This window comes from Tessaracoccus yangjingae, assembly GCF_054483935.1.
This window is the reverse complement of the sequence record NZ_CM137014.1, coordinates 584,398-604,325: the sequence shown is the minus strand read 5'-3', so window position 1 is coordinate 604,325 and position 19,928 is coordinate 584,398. Positions and strand designations below refer to the sequence as shown.

General features: G+C 71.9%; 20 protein-coding genes. 11 read left to right on the top strand and 9 right to left on the bottom strand.

Going from position 1 to position 19,928, the window contains the following annotated elements:
* Positions 1–159: 159 nt before the first annotated feature.
* The gene (locus tag ACX1D3_RS02585; protein WP_458995424.1) at positions 160–1,848 is read right to left on the bottom strand and encodes an FAD-binding protein; all 1,689 of its coding nucleotides are present in this window, start codon (positions 1,846–1,848) and stop codon (positions 160–162) included.
* 50 nt (positions 1,849–1,898) lie between these two features.
* Between ACX1D3_RS02585 and ACX1D3_RS02580 the strand changes: the two genes are divergently transcribed.
* Positions 1,899–2,462, top strand: coding sequence for a TetR/AcrR family transcriptional regulator (locus ACX1D3_RS02580; RefSeq protein WP_458995423.1), 564 nt, complete (start codon positions 1,899–1,901; stop codon positions 2,460–2,462).
* A 98-nt stretch (positions 2,463–2,560) separates the two neighbouring features.
* Positions 2,561–3,007 carry a methylglyoxal synthase gene (locus ACX1D3_RS02575; RefSeq protein WP_458995422.1) on the top strand — a complete coding sequence of 149 codons (447 nt, stop codon included), beginning with the start codon at positions 2,561–2,563 and terminating at the stop codon, positions 3,005–3,007.
* Positions 3,008–3,020: 13 nt separating this feature from the next.
* On the opposite strand, the gene ACX1D3_RS02570 is transcribed toward ACX1D3_RS02575, so the two are convergent.
* The gene (locus tag ACX1D3_RS02570) at positions 3,021–4,373 is read right to left on the bottom strand and encodes a hypothetical protein (protein ID WP_458995421.1); all 1,353 of its coding nucleotides are present in this window, start codon (positions 4,371–4,373) and stop codon (positions 3,021–3,023) included.
* 92 nt (positions 4,374–4,465) lie between these two features.
* Here ACX1D3_RS02570 and lgt point away from each other — a divergent pair, with 92 nt between their 5' ends.
* Together lgt and ACX1D3_RS02560 are read left to right on the top strand one after the other, a co-directional pair.
* Positions 4,466–5,347 carry a prolipoprotein diacylglyceryl transferase gene (gene lgt, locus ACX1D3_RS02565; RefSeq protein WP_458995420.1) on the top strand — a complete coding sequence of 294 codons (882 nt, stop codon included), beginning with the start codon at positions 4,466–4,468 and terminating at the stop codon, positions 5,345–5,347.
* Positions 5,348–5,385: 38 nt separating this feature from the next.
* The gene (locus ACX1D3_RS02560) at positions 5,386–5,772 is read left to right on the top strand and encodes a thiol-disulfide oxidoreductase DCC family protein (RefSeq protein ID WP_458995419.1); all 387 of its coding nucleotides are present in this window, start codon (positions 5,386–5,388) and stop codon (positions 5,770–5,772) included.
* A 7-nt stretch (positions 5,773–5,779) separates the two neighbouring features.
* Here the strand turns inward: ACX1D3_RS02560 and ACX1D3_RS02555 are convergent, their stop codons facing one another.
* From ACX1D3_RS02555 to ACX1D3_RS02540, 4 genes are all read right to left on the bottom strand, one after another.
* Positions 5,780–6,973: an ROK family protein gene (locus ACX1D3_RS02555; protein WP_458995418.1), complete on the bottom strand. Its 1,194-nt coding sequence runs from the start codon at positions 6,971–6,973 to the stop codon at positions 5,780–5,782.
* A 95-nt stretch (positions 6,974–7,068) separates the two neighbouring features.
* Entirely contained in the window at positions 7,069–7,398 is a 330-nt protein-coding gene (locus ACX1D3_RS02550) for an MGMT family protein (RefSeq protein ID WP_458995417.1), read from the bottom strand.
* Positions 7,395–8,135, bottom strand: a complete 741-nt coding sequence (locus tag ACX1D3_RS02545; protein ID WP_458995416.1) for an SIR2 family NAD-dependent protein deacylase — start codon at positions 8,133–8,135, stop codon at positions 7,395–7,397. Before ACX1D3_RS02545 ends, ACX1D3_RS02550 begins: the two co-directional genes overlap by 4 nt.
* A 7-nt stretch (positions 8,136–8,142) precedes the next feature.
* A complete protein-coding gene (locus tag ACX1D3_RS02540; protein ID WP_458995415.1) occupies positions 8,143–9,117 on the bottom strand; it encodes an aldo/keto reductase in 975 nt (324 codons plus the stop codon).
* 432 nt (positions 9,118–9,549) lie between these two features.
* Here ACX1D3_RS02540 and ACX1D3_RS02535 point away from each other — a divergent pair, with 432 nt between their 5' ends.
* Genes ACX1D3_RS02535 through ACX1D3_RS02525 form a run of 3 tightly spaced genes read left to right on the top strand, consistent with a single transcriptional unit; the run spans position 9,550 to position 12,328 of the window.
* Complete coding sequence (locus tag ACX1D3_RS02535; protein WP_458995414.1) at positions 9,550–9,840, top strand: FeoA family protein; 291 nt, start codon at positions 9,550–9,552, stop codon at positions 9,838–9,840.
* 59 nt (positions 9,841–9,899) lie between these two features.
* Positions 9,900–11,765, top strand: a complete 1,866-nt coding sequence (gene feoB, locus ACX1D3_RS02530; RefSeq protein WP_458996471.1) for a ferrous iron transporter B — start codon at positions 9,900–9,902, stop codon at positions 11,763–11,765.
* Positions 11,762–12,328: a NifU family protein gene (locus tag ACX1D3_RS02525; RefSeq protein WP_458995413.1), complete on the top strand. Its 567-nt coding sequence runs from the start codon at positions 11,762–11,764 to the stop codon at positions 12,326–12,328. Before feoB ends, ACX1D3_RS02525 begins: the two co-directional genes overlap by 4 nt.
* A 457-nt stretch (positions 12,329–12,785) precedes the next feature.
* On the opposite strand, the gene ACX1D3_RS02520 is transcribed toward ACX1D3_RS02525, so the two are convergent.
* Positions 12,786–14,009, bottom strand: coding sequence for a YibE/F family protein (locus ACX1D3_RS02520; RefSeq protein WP_458995412.1), 1,224 nt, complete (start codon positions 14,007–14,009; stop codon positions 12,786–12,788).
* Between the two features lie 66 nt (positions 14,010–14,075).
* Here ACX1D3_RS02520 and ACX1D3_RS02515 point away from each other — a divergent pair, with 66 nt between their 5' ends.
* The 4 genes from ACX1D3_RS02515 (at position 14,076) to ACX1D3_RS02500 (ending at position 16,998) form a co-directional block, all read left to right on the top strand.
* Positions 14,076–14,261 carry a DUF6767 domain-containing protein gene (locus ACX1D3_RS02515; protein WP_458995411.1) on the top strand — a complete coding sequence of 62 codons (186 nt, stop codon included), beginning with the start codon at positions 14,076–14,078 and terminating at the stop codon, positions 14,259–14,261.
* Between the two features lie 46 nt (positions 14,262–14,307).
* Complete coding sequence (locus ACX1D3_RS02510; RefSeq protein WP_458995410.1) at positions 14,308–15,210, top strand: rhomboid family intramembrane serine protease; 903 nt, start codon at positions 14,308–14,310, stop codon at positions 15,208–15,210.
* Between the two features lie 101 nt (positions 15,211–15,311).
* A complete protein-coding gene (locus ACX1D3_RS02505) occupies positions 15,312–16,436 on the top strand; it encodes a M23 family metallopeptidase (RefSeq protein WP_458995409.1) in 1,125 nt (374 codons plus the stop codon).
* Positions 16,437–16,470: 34 nt separating this feature from the next.
* The gene (locus ACX1D3_RS02500; protein ID WP_458995408.1) at positions 16,471–16,998 is read left to right on the top strand and encodes a DUF6553 family protein; all 528 of its coding nucleotides are present in this window, start codon (positions 16,471–16,473) and stop codon (positions 16,996–16,998) included.
* Here the strand turns inward: ACX1D3_RS02500 and ACX1D3_RS02495 are convergent.
* Together ACX1D3_RS02495 and ACX1D3_RS02490 are read right to left on the bottom strand one after the other, a co-directional pair.
* Entirely contained in the window at positions 16,995–19,691 is a 2,697-nt protein-coding gene (locus ACX1D3_RS02495) for a LysM peptidoglycan-binding domain-containing protein (RefSeq protein ID WP_458995407.1), read from the bottom strand. The two genes, ACX1D3_RS02500 and ACX1D3_RS02495, sit on opposite strands and share 4 nt — an antisense overlap.
* A gap of 36 nt (positions 19,692–19,727) precedes the next feature.
* A complete protein-coding gene (locus ACX1D3_RS02490; protein WP_458995406.1) occupies positions 19,728–19,910 on the bottom strand; it encodes a hypothetical protein in 183 nt (60 codons plus the stop codon).
* Positions 19,911–19,928: the final 18 nt, after the last annotated feature.

Here is a 19,928-nt window from a genome sequence, read left to right as displayed (position 1 = left end):
CGCGCTGGTTGAGGTGCGAGGAGCGCAGCGACGAGCCTCGAAACCTGTGAGACGTTGCTTGTCAGGTTGCGTTTCTGAGGCTTCGAGGCCGCTTCGCGGCACCTCAGCCAGCGGGGGAGGGCCGCTTCGCGGCACCTCAGCCAGCGGGGTAGGGACGGCTCATCCAGCGGGGGTGGTGGCCTCCCCTCCAACTCCCGCGCCGACGAGGTCGCGGGCCGCGGCCGCCATGTGGCGGGCCGCCCGGATGCCGAAGACCGCGGCCGGCCCGATCGTCGAGCCGGGGCCGGGGTACGTGCGGCCCATCACCGAGGCGGAGTTGTTGCCCGCCGCGTAGAGGCCCTCGATCACCGAGCCGTCCTCGCGCAGCGCCCGGGCGAACTCGTCGGTGAGCACGCCTCCCTTGGTGCCCAGGTCCCCGATCACCACGCGGTACGCCGTGAACGGACCCTTCTCCAGCGGGCCGAGGTTGGGGTTGGGCACCACCGACGGGTCGCCGTAGTAGCGGTCGTAGGCCGACCTGCCGCGACCGTAGTCGTCGTCGATCCCCGCCCGCGCGAACCCGTTGAACCGGTCGACGGTGGCCCGCAGCCGCGCGGGCTCCATCCGGAGCTCACGCGCCAGTTCCTCGATCGTGCCCTTCTTCGCCATCGACCCCTCAGCGGCCAGCTTCTTGTTTGTCCGCGGGTCCATCGCGTAGGTGCGCATGTAGCGCCGCGCGTGCCGGGCGTCGCCGATGATCCAGTAGGAGCCGTCCTTGTCGTGCTCGAGCATGTGGTGCCCGAGGTCCACGTAGGACTCGGCCTCGTTGGCGAACCTGTCTCCCTTGGCGTCCACCATGATCGAGTAGGGCAGCGCCCGCTCCCCGACGATGAACGACGGGTCCCCGCCGTCGGCGCCGATGACGGAGGCACCCCACCACGCGTCGTCCATGAGCTCAAGCGCTGCCCCCGCCTGCTGGCCGAGCGCGATCGCGCCGCCCACGTTGCCGGGGTTGCCCGACGTGTCGCCCTCGATGCCGTGGTACTGCATCCGCATGGCCTTGTTGCGGTCGAAGCCGCCGCCTGCCAGCATCACGCCGCGCCGCGCGCCGACAGTCTGTTGCCGCCCGTCGCGGGTGATCCGGACGCCGACGACGCGGCCGTCGTCGATGATCAGCTCCTCGACGGGGGAGTCTAGCCACAGCTTGGCCCCGCCCCTCTGCACCACGCCGTCGAACATCGCGGTGGCGAACGCGGCCCCGATCCCCACGCCCCTCCGGCCGGTGCCGACGAAGCTGAGCGCCCGGAACACCAGCCGCGCGCCCCGCTTGAACCCGCCCCACGTGGACCACGCGCGCTGGATGAGCCACACGTCGTCGGTCTTGATGGGCAGCGGCGCCGTGAGCCGGAGCGTCGAGTACCACTCGCCCAGCACCTTCGAGTCCAGCGGCTTGACCTCGACGGCGCGCCCGATCCGCCCGCCGGGCAGCTCGGGGTAGTAGTCGGGATACTCGCCGGCGCGCACGAACTCGACGCCGTAGCGCTCGGCGGTGGTCACGAAGTCCGCCACCGAATCGACGAAGGCCTCCTTGCGCTCGCGGGACGTGGCGCGGCCCTCGTTGCCGACGCAGGCCTCCATGTAGGCGAGCGCCGACTCGCGTGAATCCGCCACCCGCTCGCGCTGCATGAGCGGGTTGTTCGGCAGCCAGAGCCCGCCGCCGGACATGGCGGTGCTGCCGCCCCACTTGCCGGTGCTCTCCAGCATCACGACGTCCAGGTTCTCGTCGACGGCGCCCAGCGCGGTGGCCATCGCGGCCCCGCCTGAGCCGACCACCACGACGTCGAACGAATGGTCAAACTTCTGAGACACGGTTCCTCCTCGGCGACCGGACAACAATGTCCGGTTCTATGCTGTCCAGCATGCCCGGCCATCACCGCAGGATCAATAGGGGGCCCGCAGCGGCCGCCGAGAATCGCGCGGCGCTGCTCGCGGCGGCGCGCGAGCTGTTCGCCGAGCGCGGCTACGACGTGCCCATGCACACCATCGCCAAGCACGCCGGCGTCGGGCAGGGGGTGCTCTACCGGCACTTCCCGAAGCGCCTGGACCTGGCGCTGGCCGTGTTCGAGGAGAACTTCGTCCGCCTCGAGGAGGTGGGCGCCGTCGTCACGCCGGGCTCGTTCTGGGCGCTGTGGGAGGTGCTGGTGGACGAGGTGGTGGAGTCGGCGGCCTTCGTCGAGATGGCGGTGGAGGCCAGACGGGAGCTGCCGGACTTCGGCGGGAACGAGCGGCTTCTGGCTCTGTTCGCGCCGCACGTGGCGGCCGCGGTCGCGGCGGAGGAGGTGCGGCCGGACCTGGAGGGTGCGGACGTGCTGACGGGCGTGCGGATGGTCTACGGCCTGGTGGTCACCAGTGGAGGGCGGAGCACGCTGATGGCGACGCTGGCGCAGGTGTCGCGTCGGTGGTTCGGCCCCTCCCCGGGCTGAGACGGTCCGGGACTCTCATGCGCAGGCAACAGATGGCCAAGCCGCGCCGGGCGGGTGCCGCAGCCCTAGGCTGAGCACATCGGAGAGAGGCGGCAGACATGCCCGGCGTCAGACATCACATCGCCCTGGTGGCCCACGACAACAAGAAGGCCGAACTGCTGGCCTGGGCCAACTACAACCGCGGCACCCTCAGCCACCACGACCTCTTCGCCACCGGCACCACCGGCACGATGCTCGAGTACGAGCTCGGGCTCCCGGTCACCCGGCTGCTGTCGGGCCCCGTCGGCGGCGACCAGCAGATCGGCGCGATGATCGCCGAGGGCCGCATCGACGCCCTCATCTTCTTCTGGGACCCGCTCGAGCCGCAGCCGCACGACCCCGACGTCAAGGCGCTCCTGCGCATCGGCGCCGTGTGGAACGTGCCGATGGCCTGCAACACCGCGACGGCGGACATGATGATCTCGTCGCCCCTGCTGGAGAACGAGTGGGCGAACCGCCCGGACATCTCCCCGCGCGCCTGGGAGCCCGACGAGGACGAGGACTAGACCGGCTGAGTCGCTACCCCGTCTGGGGCGTGAACTTCAACTTGTCGGTGTTGGTGGCGCAGGTGCCGCCGTCGACGCAGCCCTGGGTGGTCATCGTCAACGTGTATGGCCCGGGGTCCGCACCCGCGACCGTGTAGGAGCCGGAGCCGCTCATGGTCACTCCGGAGCCGCCGCCCTCGTAGGTGACAAGGCCGAACTTGCCGGTGTCGTCGCCCGGCTGGAAGCTGAAGATCAGGCGGAACCCGTCACCGGCACCATTGACCTCGAACGGGGCCGTCATTGACTCGACGGTCGCGTTGACGGTGACCCCCGAGCCGCCCGTCACGCGGTAGGTGGTCTTCGTGCACGCCGGCACCAGCTGCTCGGCCGCGCGGAGGCGTTCGTTGATCGATCCGGTGAGGGTCTCGGAGACGTAGTTCGTGGCCGGGCTGGTGATGAACCCCAGCCACGGGGCGGTCGTGAGCAGCCCTGCGCCTGCGTCGGTCGCCATCTGCACGAACATCACCGCGGCGCTGCCCGTGATCTCGTCGGCCGCCTCGTCGAGCTGGCGAAGCAGTTCCTTCTGGGCAGCCGGGTCCTCCGCGAACGCCTTCTTCGTGAGCTCGTTGGTGGGGTTGGCGGCGCACTTCCGGGCCGCCGCGACCCTGGCGAGGGCCGTCGACACCAGGGCGTTGGTCTTGAGTGCGTCGGTCACCTTCTTGCCGGACTTGTACGCCTCCCACGACGTGCCGGCCAGGGTCTTGTCCAGGCGTGTGAGCTCCCCCATCGAGTCCACGGCCGTCTCCTGGGCCTGCGAGATGACGCCGTCGGCCACGACGGAGATGGTCGACGGGCCCTCCTCCATCGGAGCCCGGAGCAGTGCCCCGAGCACCGCGGCACGGTCCTCGTCCGACGGCGCCGCGCCCGGCAACCCGGCGGTGACCTGGGCGCGCAGATCGGCGGGCAGCGTCGCGGCGTCGACGGTGTACTCGAGCGTGTACCGGAGGTCGCCGTCGGTGAGGTCCACGGTCATCGTGGGCTCGGCGGGTGCGGCGCCGGCGTGGAGGTGGTAGGCCGTGGTCGCGACCGCGCCGGTGGGGTAGGTCTGCCGCACCACGAAGGTGTGCGGGTCCGGGGCCTCAAGTGTCGCGGCGGCGTGCTGGGCGAAGGCGGCGGTGCCGGCATCGAAGCCTGCGGCCGTGAGTGTCGCGGCCACGGCCTCCCCGTTGAGCTGGGGTTGTGCGACGCTGCTGGCCGGCCCCGTCGGTGCCGCGACGGGGGAGGACGGCGAGGCTGCTGCCGGCGTGCCGGTCGGTGTGGCGTCGGCGCCGCACCCGCTCACGGCGAGGCTGAGAGCCGCTGTGACAACGATGATCGATCGGACCATGGGGAGTTCCTCGTCTCGCGGCGGATAGCTGAGTGTCCACCGGCCCGCCGCGCCGGTCAAGGGCCTCCGAGCCGATGTGGAAAGCTGGGGGCGTGACGCCCCTCGAGTTGCCCTTCCCGGACATCAATCCGGTCGCCATCGACATCTTCGGATTGAAGATCCACTGGTACGCCATCATGTACCTCCTCGCGTTCGCGATGGGGTACGGCCTCATGGTGCTGCGCCTGAAGCACGAGCCCTACCGCTCGATCACCGTCCCGAAGCCGTGGACCCGGACGGACATCGAGGACATCCTGCTGGCCGCCATCGTCGGCGTGATGCTCGGCGGACGGCTGGGCTACACCATGTTCTACAACCCGGCCTTCTACCTCGCGAACCCGCTGGAGATCGTCAAGATCTGGGACGGGGGCATGAGCTTTCACGGCGGGGCCATCGGTGTGGCGCTCGGGCTCGCGTGGTTCGCGTGGCGGGAGAAGCGGCCTTACCTCCAGGTGGCGGACTTCCTGGTACCCGCCGCGCCCATCGGCCTGGCCGCCGGGCGCTTCGGCAACTTCATCAACGGCGAGCTCTGGGGGCGTGAGGCGCCCGCGGACCTGCCCTGGGCCATGCGGTTCCCCACCGGCGGCGACGTGCTGCGCCACCCGTCGCAGCTTTACCAGATGCTGCTCGAAGGCCTCCTGCTCTTCATCCTGCTCTGGCTCTACGCCCGCAAGCCCCGCTTCCGGGGCCAGATCACCGGCGCCTTCATCGGCGGCTACGGATTCTTCCGGTTCATCGCCGAGTTCTGGCGCGAACCCGACGCGCAGCTCGGCTTCCTCTCGCTGGGCCTCAGCATGGGGCAGTGGCTGTCGCTGCCCATGATGATCATCGGCCTCATGCTCTGGACCTGGTCCCGCATGCGCGGCATCACAGACGTGAACGACGGGGCTGTGGACAAGTCGGAGGATAACCCGGCGGAGCCGGCCGAGGCGTGAGCGTGCGCCGGCAGCCGCGACACCCTGGGGATAACCCGGTGGACAACGTGTGGCCGGCCGTCCCGCTGGTGCTCTACGACGCTGACTGCGGCTTCTGCACCGCCTCCGTGCGCGCGGCGCAGGGGCGGTGGCTGCGGGCCCGGATCGAGGCCACGCCCTTCCAATCGGCAGACCTGGTTGTCCACAGGCTGACTGTGGACAAGTGTGCCGCGGCGCTGCACTGCGTGGAGCCCGACGGCCGGGTGACGGTGGGCGCCGGCGCGGTGGCGACGGTGCTGCTGGCCTCGCGGAATCCCTGGCCCCTCGTCGGGCGGCTGCTCCGCCTGCCGGGCGTGCGAAGGGTCGCTGGGTTTGCCTATGCCGTGGTCGCCCGGAACCGTCATCGACTCCCGGGCGCGACCGCCGCCTGCGAGATGCCGGACTAACCCAGGACTAACCCGCGCTCAGCAGCCAGGACTCGGGATCCTTCACCACGGGGCCCATGGCCGCCAGCCCGGCGCCCATGGTGGGACGCAGGGGGGCGTCGGTCAGGGCCGTGATCTCCAGGGGAGCCCTGCGCGCCCAGACCACGCGACCCTGCAGCTGCCGGTGCAGCGGCTCCCGCAGCCAGGGCTCGAGGCGGGCGAAGTGTCCGCTGAGCCGCACCGTGGACACGTCCGCAAGGTTGATGGCAGCGCCCAACGCGATGCCCAGCGCGCCCGCGGCCCGCCGCATCACGGCCTGGGCGCGCTCGTCGCCATGGCTGAGCGCGTGGATGAACGCGTCCATCGTGGGCTGCCGCGACCCCGCCAGCAGCGCGTGCGACCCCACCACCGTCTCCAGGCAGCCCACCGACCCGCACGGGCACGGCGCGCCCCTCGGGTCGACGCAGACGTGGCCGATCTCGCTGGCCCACCCGTGCTCGCCCAGGTGCAGGATGCCCTTGACGACGATGGCGCCGCCCACCCCGGCGTCGCCGCACAGCATGATGAAGGAGCGTCCGTGGGCGTCGCGCAGCAGCGTGACGGCGCCGCAGTCCGCGTCGTTGGCGATGTTGAGCGGAACGGGAGCGCCGTCGTGCTCGAGGGTCCAGTGGTCCGCGGGACGCTCACCCTCCCAGCCGAGCGGGGTCGAACGGATGATCAGGCCGGCGTGCCGGTCCACCAGCGCCGGCAGCGCGACGTAGGCGCCGACGAGGCGCGCGCCCGTGGGGAGCTCCTCCAGGACGCTGCGTGACAGCGCGGCCAGCTCCGCCATCGTCCCCGCGATGCCCAGGTGCTTGACGTCCACCGACGCCTGGCGGGTCGCGGTCACCTTGCTGGTCAGGTCCACCAGCCCGGCCACCAGGGTGCCGACGCCCACGTGGAGGCCCAGCCCGAAGGTGGCCCCTGGCTTGATGGACAGCGGCACCGCAGGGCGCCCGCGCCCCGCGCTGGCCGCCTCGCCCTCGCTCACCAGCCCGCCCGTGATCAGGTCGTCCGTGAGCCGCGACACCGTCGAGCGGGTCATGCCGAGCTGGTGCGCGATCCCCGCGCGGGACACGTGCCCGCTCTGCTCCACCACCCTGCGGAACACCAGAGCGAGGTTCTGCGAGCGCATGTGCGCCTGCGTCATCCCCGACGCGTGCTCAGGTTCGGATTCCGACATCTACCCCTCCTCCCGTGACCGGCGAGCCCCGCGGGCGGGGACGTCCGGTGACGCCCGCCAGTCTGCTCCACCTGGGGCCCGCGCGCTGGAGTTGTTCAGGAAAGATCCGCGACGGCGGCCCGGTAATCGGCCAGCAGTCGGCCCAGGTCAGCCCTGCATCGGGTGATCAGGCAGCGGTCGCCGTCGGTCTCGATGCCCTCCCGCTGCCACTGCTTGCGGGCCAGGGGAAGCAGGTGCCCGGGCATCCGGCCCGCCGCGTTGGTCACCCGCCACCACGAGACCTCCCCGCCCCAGTGGCTCATGATGGTGCCCACCCGGCGAGGTGAGGTGCCGACGAGGGCCGCGATGTCGCCGTAGGCCACCACCTTCCCCGGCGGGACCTGCTCGACGGCGCGCAGCACGCGCTCCACCACCTCGTCACTCAACTGTCGACACCGAGCAGGCCCGGGAGGACGTCGTCCAGCTGGCCGCGGACCACCTGGTGCGCGTCGGAGTCGTAGGCGGTGGGCTCCGCGTTGACGATGACGCCGAAGGCGCCGTGCTCCAGAGCTAACGGGAAGAGCCCAGCCACGGGGTAGACGCCCAGGGTGGTGCCCACCGCGACGATCGCGTCGCAGTCCTCGGCCGCGGCCACCGCAGCCCCCAGCACCTCCGCGTCGAGCACCTCCTCGAACAGCACGACGGTGGCGCGGGTGATGCCGCCGCAGTGCGGGCAGCGGGGGTCCTCGTCGCCGGCCGCGACCCGCTCCAGCATCTCCTCCATCGGCCCCGAGCGCCCACACATCTCGCAGCGCCAGGTGCGGGCCGAGCCGTGGATCTCGTGCACCAGCCCGGGGCTGCTGCCCGCCAGCTGGTGGAGGCCGTCGGTGTTCTGCGTGACGACGGCCCGCAGCCGCCCCGCCCGCTCCAGCTCGACGATGGCGCGGTGCGCGCGGGTGGGTTGCGCCGCCCACATCGCGGGATGGGCACGACGGCGCCAGGCCGCCTTGCGGACGTCGTCGTCGCGGAGATACCAGGAGAGGGTCGAGACCAGCTCCGCGTAGGGGTCGCGGGTCCAGAGGCCCTCGGGCCCGCGGAAGTCCGGGATGCCCGCGGCTGTGGACAACCCGGCTCCGCTGAGGATGAGGATCCTGCTGGCCTCGTCGAGGCTGGCGACGGTCACTGGCCGGTTACCAGGCGTAGGCCTCGGGCGCGGGTCCGCCGGGGCCGGGGAAGATCTCGTCGAGGCGCTTGAGGGCGGACTCGTCGAGCGTGATCTCCAGCGCGCGGAGGGCGCCCTCGAGCTGCTCCATGGTGCGGGGGCCGATGATCGGTCCGGTCACCCCGTCCTGGTGGAGCAGCCAGGCCAGGGCCACGTCGCCGGGCTGGTGGCCGAGCTCGTCGCAGAACGCCTCCCACTGCTCCAGCTGGGCGCGCTTCTCCTCGACCCGCTTGAGCATGCCGGCATCTGCGCGGCGCCCCTCCTCGATCTTGCGGAGCACCCCACCCAGCAGGCCGCCGCCGAGCGGTGACCACGGGATGACGCCGAGGCCGTAGTGGCGGGCCGCCGGAAGCACCTCGAGCTCGATGGTGCGGGCGCCCAGGTGGTAGAGCGACTGCTCGCTGACCAGGCCGAGGGAGTGTCGCGCCCGGGCGGCCTCGCTGGCGGCCGCGATGTGCCAGCCGGCGAAGTTCGACGAGCCCACGTAGACCACCTCGCCGGCCGTCACGAGGCGGTCCATGGACTGCCACACCTCGTCCCAGGAGGTGGCGCGGTCCACGTGGTGCATCTGGTAGAGGTCGATGTGGCCGGTCTGCAGGCGGCGCAGCGACGCGATGGCGGATCGGCGGACGTTGACGGCGGACAGCTTCGAGAAGTTGGGCACGTCCTCGTCGAGGGTGGAGCCGTAACACTTGGTGGCCAGCACCACCTCGTCGCGGCGGCCGGTCTTGGCGAACCAGCGGCCGACGATCTCCTCCGTGCGGCCGCGGTGGCCGTGGCCGCCGTAGCCGTTGGCGGTGTCGAAGAAGTTGATGCCCGCGTCCAGGGCGCGGTCCATGATGGCGTGCGAGTCCTCTTCCGAGGTGTGCGGGCCGAAGTTCATGGTGCCCAGCACGATGCGCGAGACGAGGAGGCCGGAACGGCCGAGGTGGGTGTACTGCATGTGTCCTCCAGTTGACTGCCTCTCCACCCTATCCACGGGGCTGACTGCTGGGTGGGAGTTCGCCCAGGCCCCGCTGCTCGCTCGGTGAGGGCACTTCGCATGGGTTGGCCCGCTCGGTGAGGCCACTTCGCATAGGTTGGCCCGCTCGGTGAGGGCACTTCGCATAGGTTGGCCCGCTCGGTGAGGCCACTTCGCATAGGTTGGCCGTCTTCGCATACTCAATAGGGTGTGCGAAGACGCCGCAGGTATGCGAAGTCGCACAGCGGGCGGGCTGGGGTATGCGAAGTCGCACAGCGGGCCCGCTGGGGTATGCGAGGTCGCGCTTGGGCGCTCCAAGGTATGCGAAGTGCCGCGACGGCAAGGTTAGGCGAGCCTCAGCTCATAACCGACCCCCGGGATTCGAATTTGCAAGACCGGTGTTAGCTTATTCCCATGACCCTCGTGGAACGCTTCGTGAGCCGTCGGTGCACCACAGCCCAGCAGCTGGGAGCCGGGACGACGCGCACCCTCGACGCGCTGGGGGTCGGCGAGGTGGCCACCATCGCCGCCTTCGATGCCGACGACGTCGTCGCGCGGCGCCTCTTCGACCTGGGTTTCATGCCGGGTGAGCCCGTCACCAGGCTCCGGAAGGCGCCGCTCGGCGACCCGTTGATGTTCCGCGTCGGGGGGATCGAGATCGTGCTGCGCCGCACCGAGGCGCGCCGCGTCCACGTGAGCGCATGACCCACCACCACGGCGGCGCCCCGGCGCCCACGCTGCCCGACGCCGCCCGCGTGGCTCTGGTGGGCAGCCCCAACGCGGGCAAGACCACGCTCTTCAACGGGCTCACCGGGCTCCGCGCCAAGACGGGCAACTACCCGGGCGTGACGGTGTCGCGGTATGAGGGGCGCGTCGAGACCCCGGTCGGCCCCGTCGTCGTGGAGGATCTGCCGGGCACCTACTCGTTGGACCCGATCAGCCCGGACGAGGAGATCGTCGCCCAGGTGCTCGACGAGGCCGACGAGCTGGCCGGGCTGGTGGTCGTGGTGGACGCCACGAACCTCCGGAGGGGCCTGGGCCTCGTCTCGCAGGTCCAGCAGGCGGGGCTGCCCACCGTCGTGGTGCTGACCTTCGTCGACGAGCTACTCCGACGCGGTGGTCGAGTGGATCCGGAGCGGCTCGCGCGCGCGTTGGGCGTGCAGGTGCTGCCCGTGGTGGCGGGGGAGCGACGGGGGGTTGAGGCCCTGCGCCAGGTGCTGGCCGCGCCATCGGCCTGGCCGGCGCCCCCGGTGCTCCCGCCCACCGAGCCGGACGAGGTGATCGGCTGGACCCAGTCCATCCTGCACGCCGCCCACTTCGCGCCCCCGGACCCCGACTCGCGCACCGGCCGCCTCGACGGCGTGCTGCTCCACCCTGTCTGGGGGACCCTGGTCTTCTTCGGCACGATGTTCGCGTTCTTCCAGACCATCTTCGTGGTCGCGGCCCCGCTACAGGGTCTGATCGAGCAGGCGTTCGCCTGGCTGGGCGACCTGACCCGCTCGTCGATCCCCGTGCCCTGGCTGGGACGATTCGTGGCCGACGCGCTGCTGGCCGGCGTGGGCGGGGTGCTGGTGTTCCTTCCCCAGATCGCGCTGCTGTTCGTGCTCATCTCGCTGCTGGAGGGCTCCGGCTACCTCTCGCGCGCCGCCTACCTCATGGACCGTGTGATGGCGTCGGCGGGCCTCGAGGGGCGGGCGTTCGTGGCACTGCTCAGCTCGATGGCGTGCGCCATCCCGGGCATCATGGCCACCCGCACGCTGCCCTCGGCCAAGGACAGGCTGGCCACGATGATGGCCGCCCCCCTGATGACCTGCTCGGCCAGGCTCCCGGTCTACGTGTTGCTCATCGGCATGGTGGTGCCCCCCGACGTCCGGTGGGGCCCCGTCGGCGCGCAGGGCCTGATCATGTTCGGGCTCTACCTGCTGGGGGCCGCCTCGGCGATGACCTCGGCCTGGTTCTGGAAGCGGATCGTGGGGCGCTCGGGGATCGGGCTGCCGTTCTACATGGAGATGCCGTCCTACCGGCTGCCGCGCCTGCGCACGGTGCTGATCTCCGTGTGGGACGCCTGCAAGGCGTTCCTGCGCAAGGTCACCTCCGTCATCCTGCTCACCACCGTCCTGCTGTGGGCGCTGCTCAACCTGCCGCTGCGAGGAGACGCGGAGCTGCTCGAGGCTGGGGTCGACCCGGCTGATGCTGTCGCGGTCACCGCGTACACGTTGGACCACTCGGCCGCGGCCGCGGTGGGCCGTGCGATCGGGCCCGTCTTCGAGCCCCTCGGCTTCGACTGGCGCGTCAACGTGGGCGTCATCTCCTCCCTGGCGGCCCGCGAGGTGTTCGTCTCGACGATGGGTCAGGTGGCCTCCGCCTCGGACCCGGAGGACCCGGCGGCGGCCCTGGAGGCCATGACCCACAGCGACGGTCCCCGCGCCGGGGAGAAGGTGTTCACCCCGCCCACCATCGCTGCGCTGCTGGTGTTCTTCGTCTACGCCATGCAGTGCATGTCCACCCTCGCCGTCATGCGCCGCGAAACCGGCACCTGGCGGTGGCCGCTCATCGCGTTCGTCCACCTGGGGGTGGTCGCGTGGCTGATGGCCTTCCTCGCCCACACGATCGTCGGAGTACTGGCATGAAGCGCACCCTGCACCCCCAGGCCGTCCCCGGTCAGCCGTCGGCAGTGCGGTGGGTGGTCGACGTCGACCTGCCCGTCGGCCGGGTGGTCGCGGCGCCCGGCACCGTCGGGCCGCTGATCGAGTACGGGGTGCTGACCAAGGTGTTCGTCGAGCGCGGCGGCGTCTGGACCTGGCTCGCCCCGGACCGGACCTGGACCGAGCACGGCCCGCGCGTCCGCGACGCGCTCGCGGCCGCCGTCGACCTGCCCGGCTGGGAGGTCGAGGAGGGCTCCGACGAGCTGCTCGGGCTCATCGCCCGTGAGATCCTCGACGGCGAGCTGGCCGGCTACGTCTCCTCGCACGGCGGGATCATCACCGTGACGGCCGCGGAGGGGGACCGGCTCACGCTGGACTTCGGCGGCGCCTGCGAGGATTGCCCCGCGGCCACGTCGACGCTGCACGAGCGCATTGAGGTCGCGGTCCGGGCGCGCTACCCCAGGCTTGCGGGCATCGAGCGCGTCGGAGGGGCCCACCACAAGCCCCGCGGCTGGCTTGGCCTGCCGGTCCCGGGTCGCGGCCGCTGATCTCTGCTGGATTCGGAGTCGCGGCAGCTGCTCCCCAGCCCTTGCAGGCCTGGCCTGTCCACCCCCCTGCTGGGGCCCCCATGGTGTGCACGACACGCCGTCTCGACCGGGCCTCAGGCCCCAGGAGCGCCACGGGCCGCGGCTGAGCCGGACATTCGTGCCCGACGGCGCTGCTCACTGGGCCTGGCAGGCCGGGCTTGCCCACCCCCCTGCTGGGGCCCCCATGGTGTGCACGACACGCCGTCTCGACCGGGCCTCAGGCTCCAGGAGCGCCGTGAGCCGCGGCTGAGCCGGACATTCGTGCCCGACGGCGCTGCTCACTGGGCCTGGCAGGCCGGGCTTGCCCACCCCCCTGCTGGGCCCCCCCATGGTGCACGACACGCCGTCTCGACCGGGCCTCGGGCACCAGGAGCGCCGTGAGCCGCGGCTGAGCCGGGCATTCGTGCCCGACGGCGACTCAGTCGACGGCGACGCCGCTGTGCTTCGGCGGACCCGACGGGACCCGTGCCGGGCCGACGGTGAGGGCAGCGATCCCCGTCGTGATCGGCACCGACAGGATCAGGCCGATCGCCGAGGCGAACGTGCGCACCCCTTCGCCTGCGAAGATCTCCAGCCCGAAGAGGTCCAGGGGCTCACGGGTGGTGAAGTAGAGCAGCAGCAGGATGGTCAGGGCGCCGCCCGCATAGGCGAAGACGATGGTGTAGATCGTGGAGGCGATGTGGTCGCGGCCGATGCGCATGCCCGCGGCGAACACCTGCCCCCGCGTCCACTCGGGGGCCGCCGCCCGCAGCTCCCAGACGGCGGAGGCCTGCGTGATGGTGACGTCGTTGAGCACGCCCAGGCCGCCGATGATGATGCCCACCATGAGCAGCTCCTGGAAGTTGATCCCGGGGGCGAGCTGCGCGAGGTCGTACTCGTTCTCCTCCGCGAACCCCGACAGCCGGGCCGCCGCGACGGCGATCGACCCGAGGGACGTGGTGACCGCCAGCCCGAGCAGGGTCCCCGCGAGCGCGGCAGAGGTCCGCAGCGACACCCCGTGCGCCACGTAGAGCACGATGAACATGATCACGGTGGAGCCGGACAGCGCCACAGCCATCCCCGGCTTCCCGACGATGATGGCCGGCAGCATGAATCCCAGGAGGATGCCGCCCGCGATGACCAGCCCCAGCAGGGCGAACAGGCCCTTCCAGCGCGCCACTGCCAGCACGGCGACGGTGAACAGCGCGGCCAGGACGAAGAGGACGGGCAGCCGGTTGATCCCGCTGAACGCGTAGTGGATGCCGTCCGAGGTGGGCACCCGCGCCACCTCGATCACGTCCCCGGCCCGCAGCCCGTTGTGCACGTTCGGCCCCGTCAACTCGACGGAGGCCTGCTCGCCCGCGTCCGGTCCCGTCGTCAGCGTGACGGCGGCGGTGAGGCAGGCCGCCGTGCCCGACGGCGTCTCCACGTCAGACTCGCAGCCCTGCGTGATGCCGTCGATGGTGGCCTGCTCATACGTCACCCCCGGGGCGTCGGCGATCTTGTTGAGCGCGGCCGACACCTCCTCGCTGGTGGGCCAGAGCCAGATCAGCCCGGCGACGGCGAGGACCCCGAAGACCGCCAGCAGCCCGATGAGCAGGGCGCGGGCGCGCTGCCCCACCTCGACGACGCCGTGACTGCCGTGCCCGTGCCCGTGACCCATGGGCACAACTTACCGGCCCACCCGCCTCTGGAGGGGTCGGCTGCCGGGCGTACCCTGGTGGGTATCATGCTCAAGCGCGACACCCCGACCTCCCCTCGGGGGCGCCCCGACGCCCGGTGCCCCCTGCGCCCCGGCGAGCCGTGCACCCTGTGTCAGGCCAGCGTCACCGGCCCGCAGGACTGCGGTCTGGTCTACCTCGTGATGGACGATCCCGAGTACCGCGAGGCCCTGGCCGAGTCCAAGCGCCGCTGAGGCCGCCGTCGCGGGCCTCATGGAGGACGCTGGGTACGCTCGTCGCATGCAAGCCGCGCAGCCCACGTGTTACCGCCACCCCGATCAGCCGACGGGGATCTCGTGCCAGCGCTGCGACCGGCCCATCTGCCCCTCCTGCATGATCCCCGGAGCCGTCGGCTTCCAGTGCCCCGAGTGCGTGGCCGCCGGGCACCGCGAGACCCGGCAGCTCGTGCTCCCCTACGGCGGCACGCGGGTGGCGAACCCCCGGGCCACCTCGATCGCGCTCATCGCCGTCAACGTGGCGGTGTTCGCCGGGGTCCTGCTGACGGGTGGCTCGTTCGGCACCCTGTTCAACCTCCTCGCGCTCACTCCCCAGGGCACCTGCCCGGTGGGTGACCAGATCCTGCTCACCGACGCCGCGGGCTGCCTGGCGGAGGGCTACACCTGGCAGGCGGGGGTGGCCACCGGTGCGCCGTGGCAGGTGATCACCTCCGGCTTCACCCACTCGTCGCCGCTGCACATCCTGTTCAACATGCTCGTCCTGTGGCTCCTCGGACCCACCATCGAGCAGGTGCTGGGGCGGGCCCGCTACCTGGCCGTCTTCTTCGTGGCGCTGCTGGGCGGGTCTGCGGCGGTGATGCTGTTGTCCCCGCCGTTCCTGTCCACCATCGGCGCCTCGGGCGCCATCTACGGCCTGATGGGGGCGCTGCTGCTGCTGGCCGTCAAGCACAAGGGCGACGTCAAGGGGATCCTGTTCTGGCTCGGCATCAACGTGGTGCTGTCCTTCACCTGGTCGGGGATCTCCTGGGAGGGGCACCTCGGCGGGCTGCTCGGCGGGGCGGCCGCCGCGGCCGTCATCATGTACCTGCCCAAGGAGCGCCGGGCGGTGTGGCAGTGGCCGTTGGTGGGCCTGCTGGCGGCCGTGTTCGTCGGGATCATCGTGGCCAGGGCGCTGCAGCTCGCCTGAGGCCCGCCACAACCTGAGGAATTGCCAAAAGTTTATTAGATTTCTCTCAGGATCTGATTTACCCTCGTAGTGTCGTGTCGGCCCTGCGAGGGAGACGTCCTGTGAGAAAACTGTTCGGCGCCGTCGTGGCCGCGTTGTTGGCCGGCGTGGCCGCCGTTGTGCCCGCGCCCACCGCCCAGGCGGCCACCCTGCCCTCCTTCCCCCTGGCATTGCCCGTCGGGTGGGGGCTGACGGTTCAGGCCGGCGGCACGCACACGTTCTCGTCGGGGGTGCGCAGTTCCGTGGACCTCGGCGCCTCCGGCGGCGGCTCCATCGCGGTGGTGGCCTCCGCTGACGGCACCGTGGTGGACATCGGCGGCACCGGCTCATTCACCCGGTGCCACGTCACCGTTCAGCACGCCGACGGCTGGCAGACGAAGTACTACCACCTCAAGAGCATGCCCAGCGGCCTTCAGGAGGGGCAGTCGGTCGTGGCCGGCGCGCAGCTGGGCATGACCGCGATGCCGGGCTCCGAGACCTGTGGCAGCGGCACCTTCCGCCATGTCCACTTCGTGCTGATGCGCAACGGCGTCGAGATGCCCATCGACGGTCTGTCCCTCGGCGGCTACACGGTCCGCGGCTCCGGGAACGCCTTCTGCGGATACTGGACCCGCAACTCCGACGGCGCGGTGGTGGCAGACGCGCGGAGCTCGTGCCGGGCGGTGCCGTCGGTGGCCAACAACCTGATCAACCCCGCATCGCTGGCCAGCGCCGACGGGGCCTCCCGTTCGGAGAGCCGCCCGGTGATCGCGCCCGCCGACACCATCGATCCGGTGTCGCTGTACGTCACGGAGGGGCAGCACACCGTGTCCGGGCGCGCCTGGCGGACCTCCTGCGAGCCCTACTCCCAGACCGAGCGCTGCCGCACCGAGATCTGGGCGACGACGGTGAGGAACGTGGGCGGCTCGCTGAGGATGGCCGAGGGCTGGGTCTTCAACAACCTCACGTACGTGGCCTCGCCGCGCGACCTGTGGGCGGGCAACCCGCTCGGCAACACCACCGCGGAATGGGTGGCCGAGGACGGACGGAAGTGGCGCACCGAGTGCGACACAGCCACCTCTGGCGGCAACGGCTGCCGCTCCTACGCCGTGTCCACGTTCTACGCCGCCACACCCAAGGCGGGCGGCGGCTACACCTTCACGAAGAAGACGGACTGGGTGTTCAACAACATCGTCCACTTCTCGTGACGGGGGCCTCATCGGCCGGTGGTAGGTTGCGGCCATGTCCGACGATGACGCCCGCAGCACGCTGCATCCCGCCCTGCGGGTGGCCCGCTACGGCAAGCACGACGACGGCGACAGGTTCCTCGGCTTCCTGCTGAGCCTCATGATCGACGCCCGCCAGCACCGGTTGACGCCCAGCCTCACCCGGATGCGCCGTACGATCGAGGCCTTCTACTCCGGCCGTGACGTCAAGGCGGCGCGGGAGGCGGTGGGGCAGGAGACGATCGACGCCCAGCTGCGCGACGCGGCGGCCGTCTACTTCCAGACCTGCCTGACGGACCCGCAGTACTCGTCGGTGGTGTGGGGCATGAACCGGCTGCAGCCGGAGCAGTTGCGGGCCAAGGCCGCCAAGGACGCGGCCGGCACCCTCGAGGCGGTGGTGGGCAGCCGCGCCACTGGTCCAGCGGAGGCGCTACCCGGCCTCTTCGTCGACGGGTTCATCGAGGTGTTCGGCGACCCGGGCCGTGAGGCCCTGCGCGACGCCGCCGCGAAGAAGCCCTCGCTGGCGGGGCTGGGCCTGGTTTAAGCGTCCGCCAGGGCGTGCTGGGTCGACGGTGCGTGGAGCGCCGCCTGGATCCGGCGGGCGAGATCCGGCGCGAGGTCACGGCCCTCGGCCCTGGCCGAGCGGGTCAGCGCCACGGCCACCCCGGCGGCCTCCGTGGAGCGGCCGGCCAGCGCGAGCGCCAGGATCTCGCGAGCCGCCAGCGCATCGGAGGCCGGGGCCGCGAGGCGTCCGCGCCGGACGGCCCAGAGCGCGGCCTGCGCCTCCTGCCGGTCCAGGGCACGGTCCGCCAGCACGCAGGCGGCGTCGACGATCATCGCCACCATGTCTGTGCGCAGCTCGTGGGCCCACGCCCACTGGAACTCGAACGAGCCCAGCGGCTCCCCCCGGACCAGCCGCAGGGCCGCGACGAGCGCCGCGTCCGAGGACACGTTGACGCCGCCGCTCAGCATGGTGCGGAAGCTCTCCCAGTCCGAGGTCACCCGCGGGTCCAGCGCGACCCGCCCCGAGTACGCGTCCGGCAGGTACTGCTCGCCGTCCGGAGCCGCGCCCAGCCAGCTGCGCAGCCGGCTGACGTTCGACCGGCGCGTGGTCTCGGCGATCATCAGGGCCCGCGTCATGGCCGTGGGCGTCTTGCCGGGGTGCTCGAGCAGCCACGCGCAGTACTCCATGCACTGGCCGACCGCCCGGCCGGGTACGGCGCCCCGGGTTCCGATGAGGTCGACGTCTCCCAGGAGCAGCAGCAGGGGGTGTTCGGGGGAGGTGGGACGTCCGTTCATGAAGGGGTCCTCGGGCGTAACGGGGGAGTGGGGGAGCGGCGTCACGTTGGAGGCCAGGTCGTCGGTGCGCCACCAGGGGGCCGGCTCCGTCTCAGCGCTGCCGGCCGCCTGGAACAGGTCCAGCACCGCGCGCTTGGCGGGTTGCGTGAGCAGCTGAGGCACGAACGCCTGCTCGTGCCAGGTGCCCGACCGGTCGTCGACGACGACAGTCGAGCCGGCATCTGGTGCGGCCGCCGCTTCTGCCACGACGCTCACCCCAACCTCGCCGAGGGCCAGGGCGTCGGTGACGGTGTCGAGGTGGAGCGGCGTGAGGGGTGCGACGAACACCACGACGACGGGGTGCCAGGCCGCGGCCAGGTCCGGGTCCTCGCGCAGCTGGCCCAACGTCCTGCCCGCCATCGCGAGGCGGCGCTGGCTGCACAGCCGCTGCAGGTGGCTCAGCCCCTCGTCGGCGCCCGGCAGGGCAGTAATCCGCGGGTCGTCCAGGGACTCGGCCCACTCGTGGCCGCCCACCAGCACGAGGTGCGTCTCGTCCGACCAGGGGGTGCAGGTGAGCCCGGTGATAAGGGCTGCGATGGCCGGCCCGGAGGCCGGGCCCGAGAACAGCACCGACCGCTCGCGCTCCAGGTCCGCGGTGACCGGCTCGCCGTCGGCCGCCCACCCCAGCATCACCGTGGTGGGGGACAGCCCCGGCTCGGCGTCCTCGGCCGTGCGGGCGAGCGCCGCCCAGAACCGGGCCAGGTGCGGGGCGACGGGGACCGTGCGGCGCCCCATCGCGCGGGTAAGCAGCTGGAGCCGCCTCCGTGAGGCCACCCCGGCGAGGATGCTCCCGGCCAGCACCGCGCCGATGGGGCCGAGCAGGCCGGCCACGCCGTCGTCCGACTCGTCGATGGAGGAGGCCACCTCGGTGGCCTGGATCGCCGGCTCCGACGGTGTGGGGGTGGCGTTGATGAGCGGGAGGGCCACGGGCGGTGCCGTGATGACCGGCACCGTGAGCTGCTCAGCCGGCGCCTCCGCAACGTCCGGCGCGTCCATGACCGACGCGTCCACCACCGACGCGTCCATGACCGACTCGTCGACGGCCGACTCGTCCGCCACGGCGGCAGGCTCCACGGGCACCGCCGCGGCGACGGGCTCCGCGGCAGCGGGTGCGGCCTGCGGGGCGGGGTTGGCGCCGGGGACCGTCAAGACCCAGCCGGTGTCGATCTGGTCCGGATCAGTGACCTGATCCCGGTTGAGCTCGTGGATCTCCGGCCAGCGCTCAGGGTCACCCAGTTCGGTGCCCGCGATGGACCAGAGCGTGTCTCCCGGCTCCACCACCACCGATCCGACGGCGGGCACCTCGGGGAGGGCCAGGCGCGCCCCGGCCTGGAGCCGCGACGACTCCGAGAGCCCCGGGTTCAGGCTCACCAGCTCGCGCCAGCGGCCGCCCTCGCCCAGCTCCCGCTCGGCGACCCCCCACAGCTCGTCTCCCTCCTGCACCACGTAGACGCGTGCCGGGGCGGCGGGCTGCTCGACCGACGCGACGGGCGTGACGGGGGCGGACAGGGCCACGCCGTCGGCACCGTCCGGCGGGCCGGCCGGCGCGGCACCGACATCAGCGACGGCGGCCGTGGGCGCCGCGACAGCCGCGAGCACGAGCGCCCCCACCAGGGGACGCAGCCAGGCAGTGCCAGGGAGCGCCACAACGACGCGCTGCCGCGTCAGCACCGCCACGGCCTCGAGCACGACGGTGACCGCCAGGACGGCCCAGGCGAGCCAGGCGGCGGCGCTCAGCGCGCCCACCAGCACGCTGCTGTCCATCGCCACGGTGAGCGACGTGACCCAGTCCGCGGTGAGGAGCGCGCCCGGCCTGCCCACGAGGAGCAGCAGCCAGGGGATCCCGAGGAGGAGGAACGCGAGCGCGAGGACGGCGCCGAGCGCCCGAAGCGCCCTCACCGTCCCACCGCCGTCGTGCAGCACTGCCGCGACATGTCAGCTCGGCAGCCGGTCGGTCACGTAGGCGGTGATGGCGGTGATCACGACCAGCGCGATGGCGGCGGCGCCCGCCAGAAGGATGGCGTTCTCGGTGCTCTGGCTGAGCCCGCGCTCGTCGCGGACGCGGGGGGCCTGCTGCAGCGAGACGATGAGGCCTACGAGGTGGTGGATGGGTGACATGGGAACCTCCTGGGTGAA